Below are 22283 nucleotides of genomic sequence, written 5' to 3'. Positions count from 1 at the left end.
GAGCGATCGCCACCAAATATTGACTGCTTTTAACGGTGTCTTCACCTGCCCCACTTTCCTGGAAACCCAAATTAAATCAGGCTTTCTGAATTTGGAATTTTGAATTGGTATTATTACTATGTTCCAGTAATAGAATTGATAACGAAGGCTTGGTAAAGTCTTCAACTCTCAAAAGATAGAAGCTTTAGTAGCAGATTTTACCTGTAAAAAAACAAAAATCTGTATTCAAAGTAAGCTTGTAGCATATAAAACGCTTGTAAGATTTTTATGACTTCCCGGATTCGCTTTTTAATGTGCCCTCCTGACCACTACGATGTGGACTATGTGATTAATCCTTGGATGGAAGGGAATATTCACAAGTCATCGCGCGATCGCGCCGTGGAACAGTGGCAGGGACTACATCAAATCCTTAAACAACACGCCATTGTAGACTTAGTACCACCTGAAAAAGGCTGGCCTGATTTGGTTTTTACCGCCAATGCTGGCTTAGTTCTGGGCGATAATGTCGTCCTCAGTCGCTTTTTGCACAAGGAACGTCAGGGAGAGGAGCCTTTCTTCAAACAATGGTTTGAGGCAAATGGTTATACAGTCAATGAACTTCCCAAAGATTTGCCCTTTGAAGGCGCAGGAGACGCACTCCTAGATCGGGAAGGACGCTGGTTATGGGCAGGATACGGTTTCCGCTCAGAATTAGATTCTCACCCTTATCTGGCTAAATGGCTGGATATTGAGGTGCTATCCCTGCGATTAATAGACGAACGTTTTTATCACCTGGATACTTGCTTTTGTCCCTTAGCAAATGGCTATTTGCTTTACTATCCCGGTGCTTTTGATTCTTACTCCAACCGCTTAATTGAAATGCGAGTCGCACCAGAAAAGCGGATCGCAATTGAAGAAGCCGATGCACTGAACTTCGCTTGTAATACGGTGAATGTGGATAACATCGTCATCATGAACAAGGCGAGTGATGCTTTGAAAACCCGTCTTGCAGATGTAGGTTTCCAAGTGCTGGAAACACCGCTGACGGAATTTCTCAAAGCTGGTGGTGCGGCTAAATGCTTAACTCTGCGGGTTACGGAACCAGTTAGAGATGAAATTCATGCCAATGTCTCGGTAGAAAGCCGCATCATTCGGATGGAAGGGCATTTGCTAGATGCTGGCTTAATTAACCGCGCCTTGGATTTGATTATAGATGCTGGGGGAAGTTTCCAAGTCCTGAATTTCAACTTGGGAGAACAACGACAAAGTACCTCAGCCGCAGAGGTGAAGGTATCAGCACCATCTCATGAGGTGATGGAAGAAATCATCTCAATGTTGATTGATTTGGGTGCAGTGGATTTACCCCATGATGAGCGAGATGCCAAGCTGGAGCCTGTAATTCAAAATGGTGTAGCGCCCGATGATTTCTATGTCAGTACCATTTATCCCACAGAAGTGCGAATTAATGGTCACTGGGTGAAAGTAGAAAATCAGCGAATGGATGGAGCGATCGCCATTACGCAAACTCCCAGAGGTTTAGTTGCTCGGTGTAAAATACTGCGCGATTTAGAAGTTGGTGAACAGGTAATTGTAGACGTTTTAGGTATCCGCACCATCCGCAAAACGGAATCACGGGAAGTCCGTAGCACTCAAGAATTCAGCTTTATGTCGGCGGGAGTTTCCAGCGAACGGCGCGTGGAATTGGTCGTTGAACAAGTGGCTTGGGAATTACGTAAAATCCGTGATGCTGGTGGTAAAGTAGTTGTCACGGCTGGGCCAGTGGTAATTCACACTGGTGGCGGCGAACACTTGGCGCAACTGGTTCGGGAAGGATATGTACAGGCGTTGCTGGGTGGGAATGCGATCGCAGTTCACGACATCGAGCAAAATATCATGGGCACTTCCTTGGGTGTAGACATGAAGCGGGGTGTCGCCGTCCGTGGTGGACACCGCCATCACCTGAAGGTAATTAATAGTATCCGCCGTTATGGCAGCATTCCCAAAGCTGTGGAAGCGGGAGCAATTAAAAGTGGCGTGATGTATGAATGTGTCCACAATAATGTACCTTTTGTGCTTGCGGGATCGATTCGGGATGACGGGCCTTTGCCTGATACCGTAATGGATTTGATTCAAGCACAGGAGGAATATGCCAAACACCTAGAAGGTGCAGAGATGATTTTGATGTTGTCATCGATGCTGCACTCCATTGGCGTGGGGAATATGACCCCGGCTGGTGTGAAAATGGTATGTGTGGATATTAATCCAGCTGTAGTGACTAAGTTAAGCGATCGCGGTTCTGTAGAATCAGTGGGTGTGGTGACAGATGTGGGATTATTCCTCAGTCTGTTGATTCAGCAGTTGGATAAGTTGACAAGTCCTTATGTAAATAAGGTAGGTTAAGAAAACGTAGACGCAAAGACGCAGACAAAGAGAAATGACAAGAGTAGCTTTCAGTGAAGAGTTGCAGATTAATTGGGTCAGTTTTATCGCTGATTTCTTGTTGGTAGGGATGGTGTTTGGCCCGCCTATCGCTCCCTTTTTGGCTGCGTCTGGAGTGTCTTTGCTTCCTGGAATTGCGGACATCATTTATTTCATGGGTAATCATGTCTGTCCGCAACCAGATATGGGGTTAGATTTAGCACCACCGTTTATTATGGCTGTGTGTATGCGCTGCTACGGCACTGTCACGGGTTTGCTGATTACTCGTCTGCTGTATGGCGTAACTGGTGGTAAGGGATTTTACTGGTTAAGTCAGTATGGCTGGAGTGGTGCGGCACTAGCTAGTGTGCTAATGATGGCTTATCCTTTGGAATTGGCAGCACAGGTTTTCGGTTTGTGGAGTTTTAATAATTATCTGGTTACGCCTTTTGGGTTGATTACAGGTTTGGCATGGGGATTGTTTACTATGCCAATCTTGCATGGGTGGCGGGTTGGTAAAATCAGCTTGCATGAATTGTAGAATTAGAAACCGCACGTCAGTAGCCTCTTCCAACTGATAGAGGCAAGGGTGCGGCATGACCGAAACCAAGTGCTGAGGGCGATCAATTATGATTCAAGCCTTACGTAAACTAGTAACATTCGATGAATTCATCGCTTGGTATCCAGAAAATTCGCAACAACGTTATGAACTGCATGATGGAGTAATTGTTGAGATAGCACCACCAAAAGGCGACCATGAAGAGGTCGTTGGATTTTTGGTACTAGAAATATCTGCCGAAATTAAGAGGCTAAAACTTCCCTACTTCATTCCTAAAACAGCGTTTATTAAACCATTGGAAGGTCAATCAGCTTATTCTCCAGATGTGCTGATATTAAATCGGACTAATTTAGTAAATGAGCCTCTGTGGAAAAAAGAATCAACTATTAGCCAAGCAGCATCAATTCCTTTAGTAGTTGAGGTAGTTAGTACTAACTGGAGAGATGATTATTTAAAAAAAGTGGCAGACTATGAGGCAGTAGGCATTCCTGAATACTGGATTATAGATTATGCAGCTTTAGGTGGTAAGCGGTTTATAGGCAATCCTAAACAACCAACTATCTGGATTTACTCGTTAGTTGAAGGAGAATACCAAGTCAGGCAGTTTCGAGGTAGCGATGCCTGTAGCGGTATAAGCATTATCTCACCTACTTTCCCGGAATTGAATTTAACCGTCGAACAGATTTTTCAAGCTGGAGGTCTAATAACATAGTTACAACCCCACTTGACTGATTTTGAAAGGCGATCGCATTTAATGATAAAGAGATAAAGACCTCGATAAATCATTAACTCACAACTTCTGCTAGCTAAAACGACAAGAATGCAAGTCGGATGTGTTTAATAATCCTAAAACTCGTTGGTGCAAAAAGTTGCAGTAGCGATCGCTAGTACTGTAAATACTAGCGATCTGTTTGTGATTGTTATCCTCTTATACTGCTTGTACTTACCTCAACCTTCTGCGCTCCTTCAATGATTTGGTAGAGTTTGTGTTCAAATTTCTGCATACACGCTGACCAATCAAATTCGAGTATAGAGGGGCGAGCGTGTCTAGTCATATCTGCTTTCAAATCGGGATTTTCCAGAATCGCAATTACCTTTTGGGCGAAGTCTGTAGGGTTGTTAGGTTGGGCAAGGAAGCCGTTACGACCAGGAAATACCTGTTCTGAGGTTGACGGCGCAATAACAGCAACCAGAGGAGTTCCAGATGCTAATGCTTCGTTATTTGTCGTGCAGAAGTTCTCGGTAACGGAGGGATTAACAAAAACATCCGCTCTGGCAAACCAACCTAGAAGTTCTGTACCGTGAGACTCACCCCATACAGTAACGCCCGATCCAAACTTTTTAGCACGTTCGCGGATCTCTTCATCTAGCGGGCCACTACCAACAATTACCAGATGAACATCAGGAATTTTGGCAGCTATGATTGGAAAGATATCAAGCAATTGATTGACATTCTTTTCGGGTGTGATGCGTCCGACAAACAACAGAGTTGGTCGGTTATCGTTGGGAATTGGGTTGTAACAAATATTTCGCGGGTGAAATTTTTCGCAATCGATACCTTGATAAGCGACGTATTCAGCGCGTTGGCATTTCAGTTCTTCGTATTTAGTCAGTTGCTCTTTAGAAGAGAAGTAATTGAAGTCATAAGACTCACTAAATTGCTTAACTAAAATGGGAACGATGGGACGAACCAAATTGAAGAATCGGTCTCCAAAGTAATATTTGATATAGGCAACGATATCTGTATGGAAGAGTGATATTATTGGCGTGCCTGTTCGTTTTGCGTATTGAGTGCCGATAGGGCGACCATAACCTTGCAAGAAAAATGAGTACAAACCTCTCATTTGTGCTGCTTCTTCAACTACGATAATATCGGGTTTGAATTCCTCCAGCAACTTGGTATCACTCCAATACCGATAGTTCAACGGTTGAGGAAGAGACTTATAGAATAGCAGCGGTTCTGTGGGGAATGCGTAAGCAGAGAAATTGGGGAAAGACTGAATTTCCTCCAAACCTGGCATGGGGCGATCGCCAACATTTTTGGGGTAGCGATCGTTGATTTGCGGATGGATTAGAAAAACCTCATGTCCCTGCTCTAGTAACCAACGAACTCGTTGGTGAACTGCAACGGAAACACCAGTTAAGAAAGGAGCGTACAACCCTGTAAACAGTGCAATGCGAAGTTTTTGCTTAGTCATAATAAAGGGGAATATTTCACAAAATTGCTGGTTTTTAACTTAGGATTTACGCAGCAAATGTTTCATGAACATCCTGATTATCTGGCTCAGAAATTCCCACCAATACAGTTAGACTAAGGATTTACGCATTGTCAAATAGCTGAAATTTTCGATTTTGAAGTGGATGTTTATAAAACTAACTTGAAACTATCAAAACATCCAAAATACTAAGTCAAAATTCAAGACGGTTCAGTTAAGGCTAAAAACTACAACTGGCGTAGGTTGGGTTGAGGAACGTAGCTTGCTTCCCGCAGGGTAACTCAACATTATCAAGGCTTTGTTGGGTAACGCTTAAGCTCAACCCAACCTACTATTCTTCTTAACTGAACCGTATTGAGTCAAAATTCCCCTTAATATATTTGTCTAAACCCTTGCTAAAAATGTAAATACATTTTGATAATCAACAAGTAAAAACGTATCTTTTTACAAGGGTTATAGCTAATATAGTTCTACTAAATATAAGATAATATAATTTGAAGACTAGGGAATGTTTAGTGTAATAACTTTCATGCCCTAGTTGATATTTAGCGATTTAATTCAAAGAGAAACCTTGCTATTAATAGGCTGATCCAACCATTGATAAGGGCGATATTCCACTAAGCGGATATTCCAAGGCCCTTTAACGCGATAGCTGACACCGCGCCAGGTAACTGTTGATGTCCACAGGGATGATAGCATCGCTAACCCATAAACCCACTGTGTCAACGGAATCCCAATCAACATTTTAATGATTGTAGCAGCCGATAATTTGGCGTAGACGTGGAACGGCTTGCCGGTAGGCATCGCCTGGTCATTAGAGTGAACCACTCGCTGTATCTCTAATTCCAACACCAGCATTATCAAGAGTAATCCGACAGTGTAAACTCCATAGCAGACTAACAACAGAGCCGCAGCTTCCCATTTTGCCTCTAATAGCGACTCTAGAACTAACACGCTCAGTAGAGTCGGAAACAAAATGCTAGAAACAGCTTCACTAACAAGAGCCAACCAACGGGGATGATACAGTCGAGAAAAAAGGATAAGGCGCTTGAGATAGTCTATTAAGTTGAATAAATCAGTCTCTTCGCGATTGACTATTAGCAGCGAAGGCACAAACTTTACCTGAAAACCATGTTTTTTCAGGATGTCGTGCATCATAAAATCTTCGCCTAAAGCTTGTCCCCACTTATCTAGCAGTTCTGTTTGGCGAAGCACTTCTGTTTTCACAGCCAAAGTTCCACCCCAAGGAATCTGGAAGATAAACATTTGCACTACTGTGGATACATTGCCGATGTATCGTACTAAAGAACCCCAATAGCTACCTGTTGGTACGTACCAACGATTGCCTGTTGTTGCGCCTACTTTGGCATCGCCTAGAGGACTGACTAATTCTCGCAGCCAATTCAGATGAACTATAGTATCAGCATCTACTAAAGCAACCACCTTATAGGAGTCGTCCAACTCTCGGACAGCTTGGATTAAAGAACTGCATTTGAGACTACAACTGTTACGTACTATTCTCAAAGGGCTGATTTGAACGTTGGTTGCTTCTTGCTCAGTGATGGTTTCACTAGCAATTTTCCAAGCAGGATCTTCGTGACTATCAACGATCAACTTTAAATCATACTGTGGATAGTTTTGATTTAGGAGCGATCGCAAACATCTAGGCAAAAATGGATCGGCTCCACGTAAGCAAAGAATTACTGCTGTTTTGGGTAACTGATCGTCTGGTAATAAGTTTTTTTTAGACGAGCGCAGATACCATATAAAGACAAGCGTGAAACACACCTGAATAACCAGCCAACCCATCAAAGACTTAGACAGAAATATTGCCAAATCTTCCATTAAATTTTTAATCTCCGACAGAATAATGGATTGGAAATTAGGGATTGGGCATGGGGCACAAGAGGCAAAGGGGAAAAACTTACTGCAACTTCTCCTCTGCTCCCCTGCTCCCCGGTCACTGAGCGTAGCCGTTGGCGTGGTCACTGAGCGTAGTCGAAGTGCAGCCTCTCGTAGAGAAGTGCTGCTCCCCTGCCTCTTTCCCCATTCCCTTTACGAATCAAGTGAATATTTCATGATGATGGTCACTGTTGTATTTTTGTTTACAACAAAACTGGCATCACGAAACTTTGGTGTACCTGTTTGTATAGACACAGTTGGATTTTTGGAAATCCCAAAACCTTCTTTGGGAATACCGAAAAAGTCTTTATTGAGTTTGCGATCGCCATTTTGATCGTCAACCACAGCTACAGCATAAGTTCCAGGTTTCAAACCGGAGAATTCTTTTTTTACAGAAGTGCCAGTAATCTTAGCGCAGCCACTTTTAGCTTCACTAGTACTACTCATTGGAAATCCTTTTTCATTTGCATAAACTCGGAAGCAAATCTCACCTTTTTGGTGATGTATTCCATTTACTACAACATTAAGTGTTGCAGTTGGCTCTGCGTTCACTGTTTTAGCAAAGCTGATGCTCACTAAAGTAGCAAGCAAAACATGAGATAGTTTCAGCATAATTTTGTAGTCAAATAGGTGATTTTGGGGCTGACTTTTCACGGGATCTGGAAAACCCCTCTCCAAACCTCTCCCCTACAAGGAGAGAGGCTTTGATTTCTCCCCCTTCCCTACAAGGGAAGGGGGCTGGGGGTTAGGTTTTCCGTTGGCTTTTCCACATGACGTGAAAACTCAGATTTTGGGGTTGATATAAAGCTGGCGATCGCTAGCTTTTATTTGTAAACTGGCTCTTTCAAAAAATGACTTGCTTTTCTTTAACGAATGCTGTTTTCCAACCTTTCCAAAGTACTTGCAGCACACTTAGCAAATCTTTCAGCAAAAGATATTCTGTCCCTTTTAACTGCTGTTGTAGACTTCTATGACAGCAAAGCCGCTCATTCAAACTCAAAGGACTACGCCATATAGAGAGTATATACTCCCAGATTATTCTCCAATGTGGGAATAAAATTTGTCCTTTCTTTGCTGAATCAAACCACACTGTATACTCATAAAAATCAGGCAGCATACTCAAGAATGATTTTTGATTTGTATTTGTTAACAACAAATAATTGGGGAAAAACATACTCATTGATTGTTGCGGATGACTTCTGAAGAAAAACAGGTATTCAGGGATTTCATAAAACCTACCGAGAATACCAAGTCTTAACAAAAGAATTCCATCTGCATTACCGTAACCACCCATAGGCGGTATTTTTTTCAAAGCACTAGCGCGAATTACCCCGTAACATTGATTGCATAAATGCTTGGTCAGTAATTCGTGAAAGCGCTCCTGTGGTTTTAGTGCATCTGCCTTGACTTTGATATTGTAATTTTGGATAAAATTCCCCTGTTCATCAATGAAATATGCATGGGAGTGACACAAGATTATGGTAGGATCTTGGTCAAGCACATCGACACACTTCTTGATAAAATCTGGAGAATGTAGATCGTCATGGGCTGCCCATTTAAAATACTCACCTGATGACAGTTGCAAGACGCGATTAAAGTTACCAGCACAACCTATATTCTTGTCATTGCGGTAGTAACGAATACGTTGATCTTGCTCTGCATAAGCTCTACAAATTTCTTCAGTTTTATCTGTCGATGCGTTATCTGAAATAATTAGCTCAAAATCTTCAAAAGTCTGAGCCAAGAGTGAATCTATGGCTTCTTTGATAAATTTTTCACCATTGTATACAGGTAATCCGATGCTCAATCGTGGCTGATTGCTACTCATAGAAAACAAGTATTCGGAAAATCTGTGGATTAGTTTACGCTTAATCGTAGTTAGGTAGATGCAAGGTAAGAATTCAGAATTCAGGAGTCAGGATACTTTGATACCAACCTGAATCATTTCAAGTAAATCAAGAGTCTCCCAGATGTTTCATTTTCCAATCATTCTGTGAGCGATAGCGGGGCGTTTAGCCCATTCTGACTCCTGACTCCTGAACTACTAAAAATCTATGAACTATTTCATCAAGCTTTGAATATCTGTTTTTTGCAGCCATTCATGTGTTCGCTGCATTCCTTCTTCGAGGTCAATTGCTGGTTTATAATTTAACAGATTTTGGGCTTTGGCAATGGAACAAGCATAGGGACGAGTCATAAAATCTATAGACTCTGGTAATATATCAACTTTTTTCCGAAAGAGTTTTTGTCCTTGAACGCGTAGCTTTAGAAACAACTTGATTTCATCTTTCGATAATGAAAGGGGTGCTTGTAAATCTTCCATTGCTGCTAAACGCATAAAATACTCTTTCCACGAAGTTTCTTGTCCATCGGTGATATTAAATATTTCACCGTAGGTTTCTTTTTCTATCGCCAGAAAGATGCTATCAATCAGATTATCTATATATACGTGATTAATCACTCCCTTAGCATCATTGGCACAGGCAAATAACTTTTGGCGCATCATCAGAATTGGTCTGACTATCCAGGGGATACTTCCAGGGCCGTAAACATCGCTTAGCTCGAATAACAATGATGCCAAAATCTGGAGGATGATTCAGTTCTAATACTGCTGTTTCAGCTTCTATTTTAGTTTGACAGTAGGGATTATTTTCGCCAGAAAGTGGCCCGGATTCTGTAACACCATCAGGATAGTTAAAACCGTAAACCATCACACTAGATAGATGCACAAATGTTTTGACCCCAGCCTGTTTAGCGGCTTTAGCCATGTTGACAGTACCGCCAACATTGACTTCACGAAAATGCTTAATTGCACCAGCTTCTTCGGCAATTTGCTCTGTATGTAAAACGATATCTACTCCCTGACAAGCCTTTTGAGCAATAGTAGAATCGGTAATACTACCAATAATTACCTCTACACCTAAATTCTGTAATTGTTTGTTCTGTTCTGTAGAACTTTGTAGTCCCCGAACTTTCATCCCTTGCGCTATGGCTAACTCGGCTGTACGCAATCCGACAAATTCATTAATTCCAGTAATTAGGAGGGTTTTGTTGTTGAGGTTCATATAGTAAAGGTTATACCAATTTTGGATTTTGAATTAAAAGAAAAGTGCTAGTTTTGATAGTTTGTATTCAGCACTTTAGTGCTTAGAAAATAAGGACTAAAGTCCTTACTACAAACTTGCTTGTTTTTAACAAGTTACTCTGAGCAAGTTATCTTGGTTAGAAAATATCTCCCGGATCTGCGGAGCGGAGTTTGTTAATCGCAAGCGCTCCTGATGTTATGCACATTAAAACTGTTGAAGTTAAGACAATCACTGCATTATTAGTGGTCATCATTATTGGTAGTTTAGTTGCTTCTGCCGCAAAGCTATATAACAAAACAGAAGTAATAAATCCTGGGATATAACCTAAAATTGCTAAAATCAAAGCTTGTTGAAATACCACATTTAATAAGTAGCTATTGGCATAACCAATGGCTTTTAAAGTGGCGTAAGCAACGAACTGTGTAGCAATATTGCTGTAAAGAATTTGATAAACAATAACCACCCCAACAACCGCAGCCATTGTCAACATCAAGTTAAGAATAAAACCAATGGGTGTTCTGACAGCCCAGTATTGTTTCTCAAAATCAATGAAGCCTTGGCGGGTAAAAACTTGGACATCATTAGGCAAACTTGCTTGCAAATTTTTTAGTACTTTTTCGGCATTAGCACCAGGTTTGAGGGAAATCAAACCGACATCAATCATATCTGCTGGACGAGTATTGGGATTTATCCTCAAAAAAGTTGAGTCACTAACAAGCAAATTTCCATCTACCCCAAAGGAAGGGCCTAATGTGAATAAACCACCAATTCTTACTCTATAGCCAATTAATGAACTGTAGGGAAATATTTCAATTGTCTGTGCAGTTTCTCCCGCATTAAATTTTTCAGCTATTGGGCCAAACTCTGGGCGAGAACCTCGGTCAAAAAGCACAACATCGGGAATTTTGAGTTTATCTAAATTTTTCTCCACTTCTGGGAGATTCATCATAGGTCTACCTGGATCGAAACCAATAACATATATTGAATATTTCTCACTAGTAGCCGGATTTTTCAGTTTGGCAAATTGCAAATACATGGGGCTAACTGAATCAACGCCATCAAACCCCAAAGATTGGTATAAACGAGTCCGCGAAAAACTTTGATTTGAGGTCAAAGATTTATATTGCGAACTAACTAAAAATAAATCTCCTTTGAGATTTTGATGTACAGCAGTTGCACTGGAATAGAGGGCATCTTGGAAACCAAGTTGCACAAACATTAGCAGCACAATAAAACCAATTCCGGCTACAGCTACTAGTAAACGAACTTTTTGCTGGGCTAGCTGTAGCCATCCTAAAGGAATTTTAAAATTCATGGATTTATTTTCATTTGTCATTTGTCATTTGTCATTTGTCATTTGTCATTGGTGAATGACATCTGCCAATTGACTAAATCTGAATGGCGACATCCACTTGTAAGTTAGTTAAACGAGCAACTTTTTCACTATCTGCGGGATTATCGATGGAAATTTTAACTTCAACTATTCGGCGGTCTGTGTCTGAACCAGGGTTTATGCTGAAGATATTTTGCTTGTCAACTTGCCAACCAATTTCTTTGACAGTTCCTTTTATTGTTCCAGTAAATGCAGTGCTGTTAATGGTGGCTTTTTGTCCTACACGCACTTTTTGAACATCGGTTTGATACACCTCTGCAATCACATACATTTGAGATGTTTTACCGATTTCAGCAAATCCTTTGTTGGTGTTGATTACTTCTCCAGTTTTGGCGTGAATTTTCAAAATTTTGCCATTTATGGGAGATTTTATATAACTTAAATCCAAGTCGGCTTTTGCTTGTTGAACAGATGTTGTTGCACTGTTGACTTCGGTTTGTGCGACTTGAACATCTACACTACGCACTTCGCTAATACTGGTGAGTTGTGCTTGTGCTTGCTTAACTTGTTCTTGGTATGTGTCTTGAGTTCGCTTGAGGATGGCTTGAGCTTCTGCTAGCTGCTGTTGGGTAGTTTTTAGTTGCAAAGCTTTGCTATCTGCTACAGAAGCCGCGATCGCACCTTGTTTATATAATTGCTGATAGCGGTTATTCTCGGCTTGAGCATTGTCTACTTCCGCCTGGATGCGGGCAATTGTCGCTTCTTGAGTAGCAACATCCCCTTTATATTGTGGCTCTAACCGGGCAATTACAGCCTTTTGAGCATCAATATCTCCAGTTTTACCTCCAGATTTCACCTGCGCTAGTTTAGCTTTGGCAACTTGCAGTTGGTCTAAAGCCTGTTGCAATGCAGTTCTAGAACGACCATAATTTTCGAGATAGGCCAGTGTTTGCCCAGCTTTAACCGCATCTCCTTCTTTCACCAACAGTCTATCTACTCGCACCCCATTATTGGAAGCAGGAGCAGTCAAAGAAGTAACTTCGCCTTCTGGTTCCAAACGTCCCAAGGCTGTCACAGCAACTTTTGCAGGTGTGGCAGCTTTTGGTGAATTTGCTGGTGGTGTCTCAACTTTTGGTTTAGACCAAAACGGTACCAAACTATAAAAAGCGATTAATCCAGCCGCTAAAGTTAGAGAAGCTGCTAAAATTACTTGCGATCGGCCTACGGGTTTTGTGAATAATCGGCTTTCTTTATTTACTGCCATATTTTCATTCCAATTCTGCTTTTTTAGGAGATAGCCTGGTTATATTTAGTCGATTAGATATAGACTCATCCGCAAATTACCAAGAGGATTTTGCCTCTAGGGTTTCTACCTTAATAATGTGGATGGATCTAAATTGGTTTTATATGAATTGTTCTACGCTTCTACCGCCCAAAGTTACTATTGTGGCGTGAAAATTAATGGAGTNGTTACTTCAAAGCTTCCTAAGTTATATCCTAATTTGACATCTAATCCAGTAGCGTAAAATACAATAGCGCTAACCAGAAAACTTAACTCNNNAGAACAACGAAGCGCTAATAAAAATGAACTTAAAATNTGGATAAACTTGTCATTAAGTATGGCGTAAAATTTGATTTTTGTCAACCAAAAAGCTTTGCATAAATCCTGATTCTCTCACTAAATTATTTCATCCCAGTAAGATGAGATGCTGCAAAAGTTACTTGTCACTAATCTCTTGTTTAGCAATTGAATACCAACAGATATTTAGTTATTAAGCAGATTTGATATTACTAACAGATTATTATTAGCAAGGTTGTGTACTATAAGACATTATTATTGCTTTCGATTCTACTAATTCAATGCATGAAGTTATACCTTTGGTGAGTTACGTTAACATACATCTAAAAATACCTAGTTAAAAGGGCGGTTAGAAACCGCGTCTACACAAACAAAACCCACCTCCGTGGGATTAAAACACTCAATTTTTCTTAGAGGATGTTTGAAAAGTCCTCTTATTGGTATCAAAAGTTTTAGATCCCCCTAAATCCCCCTTGAAAAGGGGGACTTTTACTCCGGTTCCCCCCTTTTTAAGGGGGGTTAGGGGGGATCTAAANGTGCCTAAAGTCACAGAGAAATACTTTTCAAGTCCGCCTCCGCGGACTTTGTTTGTGTAGCCGCGAATTCTATTCGCCCTAACTGATGCAATCACGATTATGTTTATCAAGTAACATACTAAAAATTAATATTTGCTTTATAAATAACCACCTTGCTTTTTAACTTGACTTATATTGAAAAATAACCAAAAACTTTGACTAAATTATGATGTTTCTCTGAGAAAAAATACTTATGGATATTTAATTCATCTATGTATTCATTCAATTGTGATTTACTAGACAACAGATTTTCATTGTTAACTTAATTCAGCACAAACTTATGGCTAACACGTAGATAACAAAATATCTCATACATTTATAGAGTCATAAATTATACTTTTTTGCTTATTTTTATTCAAATTAACATCAGTAATTGTTGATGTTTGTTTATGAAATAACTTTAAAGAAATGATTTAGTTTCTGTAAAATATGCTAGTATTTTTATTAATTCAATGCTTTAAAGTAGTTAAACAAACTAGTTATTTAATTGAGATTTTTAAATTAAAAATAACTAAAGATAACTGCTTTGTCATTACCTTGTGACCGTTTCATTACTTGTTCAAGTTACATAAATTCGGATTCAAGGTGGTGTCTTTTGTGTAACAAGCTTGTCAACTTTCCTGGTTTAAATAGCATAAAATATATTATCCCGGACGTTGAAACTGGCTATGACATTGAACAAGATACAGAACGTTGTCATTCACAACAGCTATGTTGCTGTGGTTAGCCTAGATAATCAAATGCTTTTGGGNNNNAAAAACGTTTCTGTTCTCTTAGCTACTCCTCAGTTCCCATCACCCAGTAGGATACCATTACTCAAAATCTTTACCATTACAAATGGATTAAATTCACTGGTCAAGCAGCTATTACACTCCAAAACTATTTTACCAGTTTTAACAACGTCTTTGACCTATTGCCACAATTTCAAGAGTCTAGCGTTGGATAACATTTTTGTGCGATGTCTACGACGGGCTACGCCTACGCAGTGTGCCAAAGCCGCCTGAAAACATCAGGTTTTTCCCTGGCAGTATGTGTCGTGTGTTGTCGATTTGGAAACAAGCATTTAGCAAAGATAAGATAGCTAACTGCTTAGAAAACGAGAGTTTTTCATTAATTAGTAGGCAACAGAAATTACTGTAGCTACACAATTCACAGTACTAACTATGCCCTATGTCTGCTTATTCAATTGATACTGCCTTAACGGAGTTAGAGAGCCTGATAAATAATTGTGAACAGGCTGTGATTAAGTCTATCGAGGGAAAAAAAATGAAATCGGATAAATCAGTGTCAATCAACAAAATTAACAGACAATTACAACACAATCCTATCGCCATTGTTGGAATGGCTTCTCTATTACCTCAAGCTAGAAATTTGCGGGAATACTGGCAAAATATAGTAAACAAAATTGATTGTATTACTGATGTTCCTTCTACTCACTGGAGCGTCGAAGATTATTACGATCCAAATCCTAGAACTACTGAAGATAAAACCTACTGTAAAAGAGGCGGGTTTCTTCCAGAGGTAGATTTTAACCCGATGGAATTTGGCATACCACCTAGCATTTTGGAAGTCACAGACGTATCGCAACTATTAAGTTTAGTGGTTGCGAAAGAAGCGATGGAAGATGCTGGCTATGGCGAAAAACGTGAGTTTAACCGCGAGATGGTTGGGGTAATCTTAGGCGTGGCTATGGCCAAGCAATTAGGAATGCCACTTTCTGCCAGGTTGGAATATCCGATTTGGGAAAAAGCGCTTAAAAGCAGTGGTTTATCTGACGAAGATACCCAAAAAATCGTTGATAAAATCAAAAGCGCTTATGTGAAGTGGGATGAGAACGCTTTCCCTGGAATGTTAGCTAACGTAGTCGCGGGTAGAATTGCCAATCGCCTCAATTTTGGCGGGATGAATTGTGTAGTTGATGCTGCTTGCGCTAGTTCCTTTGGTGCTTTGAAAATGGCAATCAGCGAACTAGTTGAGCATCGTTCTGACATGATGCTAACTGGTGGTGTTGATACCGATAACACCATCATGGCTTACATCTCATTCAGCAAAACACCGGCGGTTTCTCCTAGTGAAAATGTCAAACCTTTCGATGCTAAATCCGATGGGATGATGTTGGGTGAAGGTATCGCCATGATGGTTCTCAAACGTTTGGAAGATGCTGAACGTGATAACGATAAAATATATGCCGTAATTAAAGGTATTGGTACTTCCAGCGATGGACGTTACAAGAGCATTTATGCTCCGCGCAAAGAAGGTCAAGTTAAAGCCTTAGAACGTGCTTATGAAGATGCCGGCTTCTCTCCTGCTACTGTTGGTTTGATGGAAGCACATGGCACCGGCACAATGGCTGGAGATCCGACAGAATTCGGTTCTTTAAAAGACTTCTTTGATGTCCATGATGATAAAAAGCAGCATATCGCTTTGGGTAGTGTGAAATCGCAAATCGGACACACAAAAGCGGCTGCGGGTGCGGCGAGTTTGATTAAAACTGCTTTGGCTTTACATCACAAAGTATTACCGCCGACAATTAACATCACTGAGCCAAATCCCAAACTCAACATTAAAAATTCATCCTTTTATTTGAATACCCAAACTAGACCTTGGATTCGTCCAGAGGGCGAAGCGCCAAGACGTGCGGGTGTGAGTTCTTTCGGCTTTGGTGGAACAAACTACCACGTTGTTTTGGAAGAGTATGAATCCGACCAAAACGACGCTTACCGCTTACACAGTGATGCTAGTGAAGTGCTGTTGTTTGCTCCCACAGTAGAGCAATTGTTGAGCAAGTCGGAAGAGATTTTAGGTAAGTTGCGATCGCCAGATGCACCTACACATTACTCACAATTAGTCAATGAGTGCAAATCACAACAAATTCCTCTTTCTGTTCCAAGATTTGGGTTTGTCGCTGAAAATCTCGAAGAAGCTTGCAAGTTTCTGCAAACTAGCATTGACTGGCTGAAACTCAAAGGTTCAGCAGCATCTTGGGAGCATCCCCAAGGAATTTATTACCGCTCCTCTGGTATGGAATTGGGCGGAAAAGTTGTCTCTCTATTTTCTGGTCAAGGTTCGCAATACCTGGAGATGGGACGCGAACTGGTGATGAATTTTCCTTTGATGCGCCGTCTTCATGGCTATATGGATAGCCTGTTGCTCAAAGATAATTTGCAGCCGCTATCAGAGATTGTTTTCCCTCATCCTGTGTTTGGAGAGGCAGAAAAGAATGTCCAAATTGCTGCCTTGCAACGCACAGAATACGCTCAACCAGCGATCGGGGTGTTGAGTGCAGGGATGTACAGCATCCTGCAACAAGCTGGGTTTAAGTCAGATTTTGTTGCCGGTCATAGCTTTGGTGAACTAACAGCGCTATGGGCTGCGGGTGTTTTGAGTACAGAAGATTACTTGTTCTTAGTGAAAGCTAGGGGTCAAGCAATGGCTGCACCTGAAGATCCAGATCATGATGCGGGAAGTATGCTGGCTGTCAAAGAAGATATCAGCAAAGTAGAAGCAGTGCTGAGACATTTTCCCCAAGTTGCGATCGCTAATCAAAATTCTCCGACTCAATTTGTCTTGGCTGGGCCTACCGCAGAAATAGCGAGAATCAAAGACGCTTTACACGAGAAAGGATATACAGCTGTATTGCTACCTGTTTCAGCAGCGTTCCATACACCGCTAATCGCCTTTGCTCAGAAATCCTTTGCGATCGCCACCAAGTCTGTTAAATTCCAAAGTCCCAAAATCCCTGTTTACAGCAACGTTACCAGTAAGCAGTATCCCAAGGAAGCCCAAGGTATTCAAAAAATTCTGGAAACGCACCTTTCTAATTCAGTGCTGTTTAAGCAGGAAATTGAAAATATCTATGCGGCGGGTGGTACTTGCTTTGTGGAATTTGGGCCGAGGAGAATTCTGAGCAACTTGGTAAAAGAGATTCTTGGCGATCGCCCTCATATTACCGTATCTTTAAACCCCAGCACTCAAAAGAATAGCGATCGCTCTTTGCGAGAAGCGGTTGTGCAGTTGCGGGTGATTGGTTTGACTTTAAATAACCTCGATCCTTACCAACTTCCCCAAACTATTCCCCCAATTGAGACGAAGAAGACATTAAATGTTCGTTTAAACGGCATCAATTATAGATCCGAAAAAACGAAAAATGCCTTCGCTCTAGCTTTACAGGATGGGCATAAAGTCACATTACCTACCCCTGAATCTTTTGAAACTGTAGCTCCTTTATTTAGCAGCCCAGGTGTGACTCCAACTCTCGCAGCGATCGAGACTAACGGACATAAAAAACTTACCCCAGCAATGAACGGTGTGACTGCTACTATCATCGCCCAGCCAGAGCAACAGATGAATCCTGTTACCCTGTCACAACCAGCCCAGGAATCTAAGATGCAACCAACACCAGAAAAACTTACAAATTACGAACAACTTTTAGCAAGTTTAGAATATCTCCTGACACAGTTCCAGGAAAATCAAGCCGAGAATTTACAAGTTCACGGTACTTATCTCAACCATCAAATGGAATACGCTAAAGCGTTTTTCCAACTGATGCAGCAGCAGAATTCCTTGTTGAGTGAAAGTAAATCAACAGCCGAAACTGCCAAAATGAAGCTAGTTGTCATGGAAAGCTTAGAGCGTAGCATGATGCAGTTTCATTCCCAACAAGGTGAAACTCTACGCATCCATGAGCAATATCTTCAAGAGCAGTTGGAATATACTAAGAGCTTTTTCCAACTAATACAGCAAGAATATTCTCAAATCATCTCAGGTGAGGGAACAACTCAACTAACAGAGAAACTCAGCAATTTCACTCCGTTCACAACAGAAACAACTGTTAGTGATGCACCGACCAAGATAGTAGAAAGCCAGCCTTTGCCTGTAGCTGTTACCCAAGAACCTCTCCCGGCTGCTGTAGAGCCTGTAGTTGAAACTTCTTACTCTCCACTTCCCACTCCCCATTTTGCCACTGTCGAGACAGTCGAGCCTGTAGTCGCGCCACCTGTCCCAGTAGTAGAAGAACCCCAAGCTGAGGTTGTAGTCAAAATTAGCTCACCCCCAGTTAAGGAAGTTGTTGCAGAACCAGCACCCACAACTGCTGCACCTGTATCTGGCGCAACCATCGATATTGTTGACTTGGATAAAAACCTGTTAGCCATTACCAGCGATAAGACTGACTACCCAGTCGAAATGCTGGAAATGGACATGGATATGGAGGCTGATTTAGGAATTGACTCCATCAAACGGGTGGAAATTTTAGGGGCGCTACAAGAGATGTACCCCAACCTACCCAAGCCCAATTTAGAAGAACTGTCAGAAAAACGCACCATCGGTCAAGTTGTAGAGTATCTGCAATCCCACGCTTCTAAAAGTGTTTCAGTAGAAATTGCAGTTCACGAAGTACAACCAGCAACCGAGATTGCAGTAGAGACTGCACCAGTAGTTGAGGTAGTCGTTGCACCTGAACCAAGCATAGTTGTTGCATTCACCCCAGAACCAGAAGCCGCTCCTTCTACAAGTGATGAATTTGCAAACTTAGGTGAAACCCTGTTAGCCATCACCAGCGATAAGACTGGTTATCCAGTGGAGATGCTGGAACTGGAAATGGACATGGAAGCCGACTTGGGGATTGACTCGATTAAACGGGTAGAAATCTTAGGGGCGATGCAAGAAACGTACCCCAACTTACCCAAACCAAATATCGAAGAACTCGGCGATCTCCGCACCATCGGTCAAATAGTCGATTACCTACAGCAGTTGGCTGGAGGNNNNAAAAAAAAGTCTGAGCCTGAGTTTGTCCAACAGCAGCCACCTCAATTAGAACATGAACTAGAGCATACTATCCAGCGCCATCCGGTCAAACTCAGAAGCCTAGCACAGCCCGATTATTTGGATTTCACGTTACCAGAGGGACACATCGGTTTAATCACCGATGATGGTTCCCTCACCACTTACAAATTAGCTGAATCCCTAATCGAGAAAGGCTGGAAAGTAGTAGTTATCAGCTTCCCCCAATCGCTTCTCGTCCAACAAGCGCCCCTACCCACAGGAGTAACCCGCGTCACCTTAGCAAACTTGAGTGAAGAACATCTCCAACAACAATTGCAAGCGATCGCATCTCACTGCGGAGCGATTGGGGCTTTCATCCATCTACACCCAATGTTTGTAGGAAATCACACCTACAGTATTTCTTATAACGAATCAGAAAAGGCGATCGTCAAGCACGTATTTTTGATGGCGAAACACCTTAAACCTTCCCTCAACGAAGCCGCAAAGCATGGACGTAGTTGTTTCTGCACAGTTGCTCATCTTGATGGAGCCTTCGGTTTAGAGTATAAAGTCAACTTCGGTGCGATCGGCGCTGGTTTGTTCGGATTAACCAAAACTCTGAGATGGGAATGGCCAAAGGTATTTACTCGTGCGATCGACCTAAGCCCTAGACTTGATGCCAAACAATCAGTACAAAACATCATCGCCGAACTTCACGACCCCAACCTTTATATAAGTGAAGTTGGCTACGGCTCACAAGGACGAGTCACCATTATCGCCGATTAAAAAGTTGATTAATGCCGTGTGCAACTTTCTCTCGAACCTAACCCCCAACCCCTTCCCTACAAGGGAAGGGGAGTAAGAATCAAAGCCTCTCTCCTTGTGGCTACGGTCGAATTACCCCCCTTAATCCCTCCTTGGAAAGGGGGGAAAAAGAAATCTAGTTCCCTCCCCTTTACAAGGGGAGGGTTAGGGTGGGGTAAAACCCTGGTTAATCAGCTACTTCAGACCGAGGGTTTCAAGAATAAGTTACACATCAAAAAACCCAATTTATGCAGGTATTCACGAGGATTTATGACACAAACAGCCCAGCTTAGTCCATCATCTGTCTTTGTCGTGAGCGGCGGTGCAAAAGGGATTACGGCTGAGTGTACTATCAGATTAGCTCAACAGCAACCCTGCAAATTCATCCTCCTCGGTCGCTCTGAACTATTAGAAACCGAGCCAGGTTATGCTCAAAATTCTGATGAATCAGCATTGAAAAAATGCATCATGGAAAATCTTCTTTCTCAAGGAGAGAAGCCCACACCCATGAATGTACAAAAAATATATAACAAAATTACCTCCAGCCGTGAAATTAAAAAGACTCTAGCAGCAATTGAAAAAACCGGAGCTAAAGCAGAATATATCAGCGTCGATGTCACAGATACACAAGCTTTACAAGAAAAACTTGCCACTGCTGTGCAACATCTCGGTCCAATTACCGGAATTATCCACGGTGCTGGTAACTTAGCTGATAAGTTAATTGAAAAGAAAACAGAAGAAGATTTTGAAAAAGTTTACACTGCTAAAGTTCAAGGTTTAGAAAACCTGCTAACTTGCGTCAACCCTAATCAACTTCAGCATTTAGTTTTGTTTTCTTCCGTAACAGGCTTTTACGGAAATCCCGGACAATCTGATTATGCGATCGCAAATGAAATTCTGAACAAATCAGCCCATATATTTAAGCAAAGCTATCCCTCATGTCATGTCGTCGCAATCAACTGGGGTGCTTGGGACAGTGGGATGGTGACAGCAGAATTAAAGAAGATTTTTCAAGAGCGAAAAATTGATATAATTCCCATTGCAGTCGGGGCACAAATGCTCGTTAAAGAAATGGATAATACCAATCACGCAACTGCACAAGTTGTTATTGGTAGTCCACTCGTTCCACTGGCAGCGGAGTTAGATTCAGAACTACAAACTTATCGTATTCGTCGCCAAATGACATTAGAGGCTAATCCATTTTTGCACGATCATACGATTGCTGGTTCTCCAGTTTTACCAGCAACTTGTGCAATGACCTGGATTATCAATGCTTCTGAACAATTATATCCCGGTTATCGGTTGTTTAATTACCAAGATTTTAAAGTTTTAAAGGGGATTACTTTCAATGAGACATTAGCGAAGGAACATATTTTAGAAATAGAAGAGATTTCTAAAGTTAATCTTGAAAGAATCGAACTTAAAGCCAAAATTTCGAGTAAAAACCCAGAAGGCAGAATCCATTTTCATTTTAGCGCTCAACTAAATCTCCAGCGTGAAATCCCAGATGCACCAATCTATGAATCTCTCAATCTCGAACCAGATAATATCATCACTGCGACAGGAAAAGCATTTTACCAAAATGGTGGGGCTACATTATTTCACGGCCCCGGTTTTCAAGAAGTTAAGAGAGTTTTAAACATCAGTCCTGAAAAAATCACTACAGAATGTCTGTGGCCAGAACTCAGCGCACAGCAACAAGGACAATTCCCAGTCCAATGGGTAAATCCTTACACCACTGACTTGAGTATGCACGCCTTATGGATTTGGACACAACACTTTCATGAAGAAGGTTGTTTACCTGGAAAAGTAGAGAAATTTGAACAGTTTGAAGCGATACCACATAACGAAACATTTTACGTTTCTTGTGAAGTACTAGCTAAGACACCAAGCAGTGCGATCGCAAACTTTATCATACACGACCGTCAAGGTAAAATCTATTCACGAATGCTCGGCGCTCATGCCATTATTTGGTCAATGAAAATGCTTAGAAGCTAGTAATCTGTGAAATTAAAAGTTTGTAGTAAGGATTTTAGTCCGTGAACTCGTGGCGAATTGAGGGTTGAATT

At 41.4% G+C, this 22283-nt stretch carries 13 protein-coding genes and 1 pseudogene; 6 read left to right on the top strand and 8 right to left on the bottom strand.

Features of this window, described 5'->3' with window-relative positions:
- The first annotated feature begins 267 nt into the window (after positions 1-267).
- From argZ to QUD05_RS20300, 3 genes are all read left to right on the top strand, one after another.
- Complete coding sequence (argZ, locus tag QUD05_RS20310; RefSeq protein ID WP_289797643.1) at positions 268-2379, top strand: bifunctional arginine dihydrolase/ornithine cyclodeaminase; 2112 nt, start codon at positions 268-270, stop codon at positions 2377-2379.
- Between the two features lie 34 nt (positions 2380-2413).
- Complete coding sequence (locus tag QUD05_RS20305; RefSeq protein WP_289797642.1) at positions 2414-2938, top strand: DUF2085 domain-containing protein; 525 nt, start codon at positions 2414-2416, stop codon at positions 2936-2938.
- A gap of 88 nt (positions 2939-3026) precedes the next feature.
- Complete coding sequence (locus QUD05_RS20300; protein ID WP_289797641.1) at positions 3027-3668, top strand: Uma2 family endonuclease; 642 nt, start codon at positions 3027-3029, stop codon at positions 3666-3668.
- Positions 3669-3876: 208 nt separating this feature from the next.
- Here QUD05_RS20300 and QUD05_RS20295 read toward each other — a convergent pair whose 3' ends face one another.
- From QUD05_RS20295 to QUD05_RS20265, 8 genes are all read right to left on the bottom strand, one after another.
- Positions 3877-5154, bottom strand: a complete 1278-nt coding sequence (locus tag QUD05_RS20295; protein ID WP_289797640.1) for a glycosyltransferase — start codon at positions 5152-5154, stop codon at positions 3877-3879.
- Between the two features lie 576 nt (positions 5155-5730).
- Entirely contained in the window at positions 5731-7017 is a 1287-nt protein-coding gene (locus tag QUD05_RS20290; RefSeq protein WP_289797639.1) for a glycosyltransferase family 2 protein, read from the bottom strand.
- 210 nt (positions 7018-7227) lie between these two features.
- A complete protein-coding gene (locus tag QUD05_RS20285; RefSeq protein ID WP_289797638.1) occupies positions 7228-7686 on the bottom strand; it encodes a DUF2141 domain-containing protein in 459 nt (152 codons plus the stop codon).
- A gap of 232 nt (positions 7687-7918) precedes the next feature.
- A complete protein-coding gene (locus QUD05_RS20280; RefSeq protein ID WP_289797637.1) occupies positions 7919-8902 on the bottom strand; it encodes a glycosyltransferase family 2 protein in 984 nt (327 codons plus the stop codon).
- 231 nt (positions 8903-9133) lie between these two features.
- Positions 9134-9580 carry an NAD-dependent epimerase/dehydratase family protein gene (locus tag QUD05_RS34125; protein ID WP_354666144.1) on the bottom strand — a complete coding sequence of 149 codons (447 nt, stop codon included), beginning with the start codon at positions 9578-9580 and terminating at the stop codon, positions 9134-9136.
- Positions 9546-10139 (bottom strand): NAD-dependent epimerase/dehydratase family protein, encoded by a 594-nt coding sequence (locus QUD05_RS34120; RefSeq protein ID WP_354666143.1) that lies wholly within the window; start codon positions 10137-10139, stop codon positions 9546-9548. The genes QUD05_RS34125 and QUD05_RS34120 overlap by 35 nt, the downstream gene beginning before the upstream one ends.
- Before the next feature lie 157 nt (positions 10140-10296).
- A complete protein-coding gene (gene devC / locus QUD05_RS20270; RefSeq protein WP_289800026.1) occupies positions 10297-11475 on the bottom strand; it encodes an ABC transporter permease DevC in 1179 nt (392 codons plus the stop codon).
- Positions 11476-11548: 73 nt separating this feature from the next.
- Positions 11549-12757 (bottom strand): ABC exporter membrane fusion protein, encoded by a 1209-nt coding sequence (locus QUD05_RS20265; RefSeq protein ID WP_289797636.1) that lies wholly within the window; start codon positions 12755-12757, stop codon positions 11549-11551.
- A gap of 1558 nt (positions 12758-14315) precedes the next feature.
- On the opposite strand from QUD05_RS20265, the pseudogene QUD05_RS20260 reads away from it, so the two are divergent.
- The 3 genes and pseudogenes from QUD05_RS20260 to QUD05_RS20250 all read left to right on the top strand — a co-directional run bounded on the left by QUD05_RS20260 (position 14316) and on the right by QUD05_RS20250 (position 22212).
- Positions 14316-14593 (top strand): annotated as a pseudogene (locus QUD05_RS20260) (hypothetical protein).
- 224 nt (positions 14594-14817) lie between these two features.
- Positions 14818-20196 carry a type I polyketide synthase gene (locus QUD05_RS20255; RefSeq protein ID WP_289797635.1) on the top strand — a complete coding sequence of 1793 codons (5379 nt, stop codon included), beginning with the start codon at positions 14818-14820 and terminating at the stop codon, positions 20194-20196.
- A gap of 288 nt (positions 20197-20484) precedes the next feature.
- Positions 20485-22212 (top strand): SDR family NAD(P)-dependent oxidoreductase, encoded by a 1728-nt coding sequence (locus QUD05_RS20250; protein ID WP_289797634.1) that lies wholly within the window; start codon positions 20485-20487, stop codon positions 22210-22212.
- Positions 22213-22283: the final 71 nt, after the last annotated feature.

This window comes from Nostoc sp. GT001, from assembly GCF_030382115.1.
Lineage (GTDB): Bacteria > Cyanobacteriota > Cyanobacteriia > Cyanobacteriales > Nostocaceae > Nostoc.
Note: the sequence above shows the minus strand (reverse complement) of the source record. Positions and strands in the feature narration are given on the sequence as shown.

Excerpts from the sequence above, each read along its gene's own strand:
- argZ (WP_289797643.1), top strand. The coding sequence starts at position 268 with ATGACTTCCCGGATTCGCTTTTTAATGTGCCCTCCTGACCACTACGAT.
- QUD05_RS20305 (WP_289797642.1), top strand. The coding sequence starts at position 2,414 with ATGACAAGAGTAGCTTTCAGTGAAGAGTTGCAGATTAATTGGGTCAGT.
- QUD05_RS20300 (WP_289797641.1), top strand. The coding sequence starts at position 3,027 with ATGATTCAAGCCTTACGTAAACTAGTAACATTCGATGAATTCATCGCT.
- QUD05_RS20295 (WP_289797640.1), bottom strand. The coding sequence starts at position 5,154 with ATGACTAAGCAAAAACTTCGCATTGCACTGTTTACAGGGTTGTACGCT.
- QUD05_RS20290 (WP_289797639.1), bottom strand. The coding sequence starts at position 7,017 with ATGGAAGATTTGGCAATATTTCTGTCTAAGTCTTTGATGGGTTGGCTG.
- QUD05_RS20285 (WP_289797638.1), bottom strand. The coding sequence starts at position 7,686 with ATGCTGAAACTATCTCATGTTTTGCTTGCTACTTTAGTGAGCATCAGC.
- QUD05_RS20280 (WP_289797637.1), bottom strand. The coding sequence starts at position 8,902 with ATGAGTAGCAATCAGCCACGATTGAGCATCGGATTACCTGTATACAAT.
- QUD05_RS34125 (WP_354666144.1), bottom strand. The coding sequence starts at position 9,580 with ATGATGCGCCAAAAGTTATTTGCCTGTGCCAATGATGCTAAGGGAGTG.
- QUD05_RS34120 (WP_354666143.1), bottom strand. The coding sequence starts at position 10,139 with ATGAACCTCAACAACAAAACCCTCCTAATTACTGGAATTAATGAATTT.
- devC (WP_289800026.1), bottom strand. The coding sequence starts at position 11,475 with ATGAATTTTAAAATTCCTTTAGGATGGCTACAGCTAGCCCAGCAAAAA.
- QUD05_RS20265 (WP_289797636.1), bottom strand. The coding sequence starts at position 12,757 with ATGGCAGTAAATAAAGAAAGCCGATTATTCACAAAACCCGTAGGCCGA.
- QUD05_RS20250 (WP_289797634.1), top strand. The coding sequence starts at position 20,485 with ATGACACAAACAGCCCAGCTTAGTCCATCATCTGTCTTTGTCGTGAGC.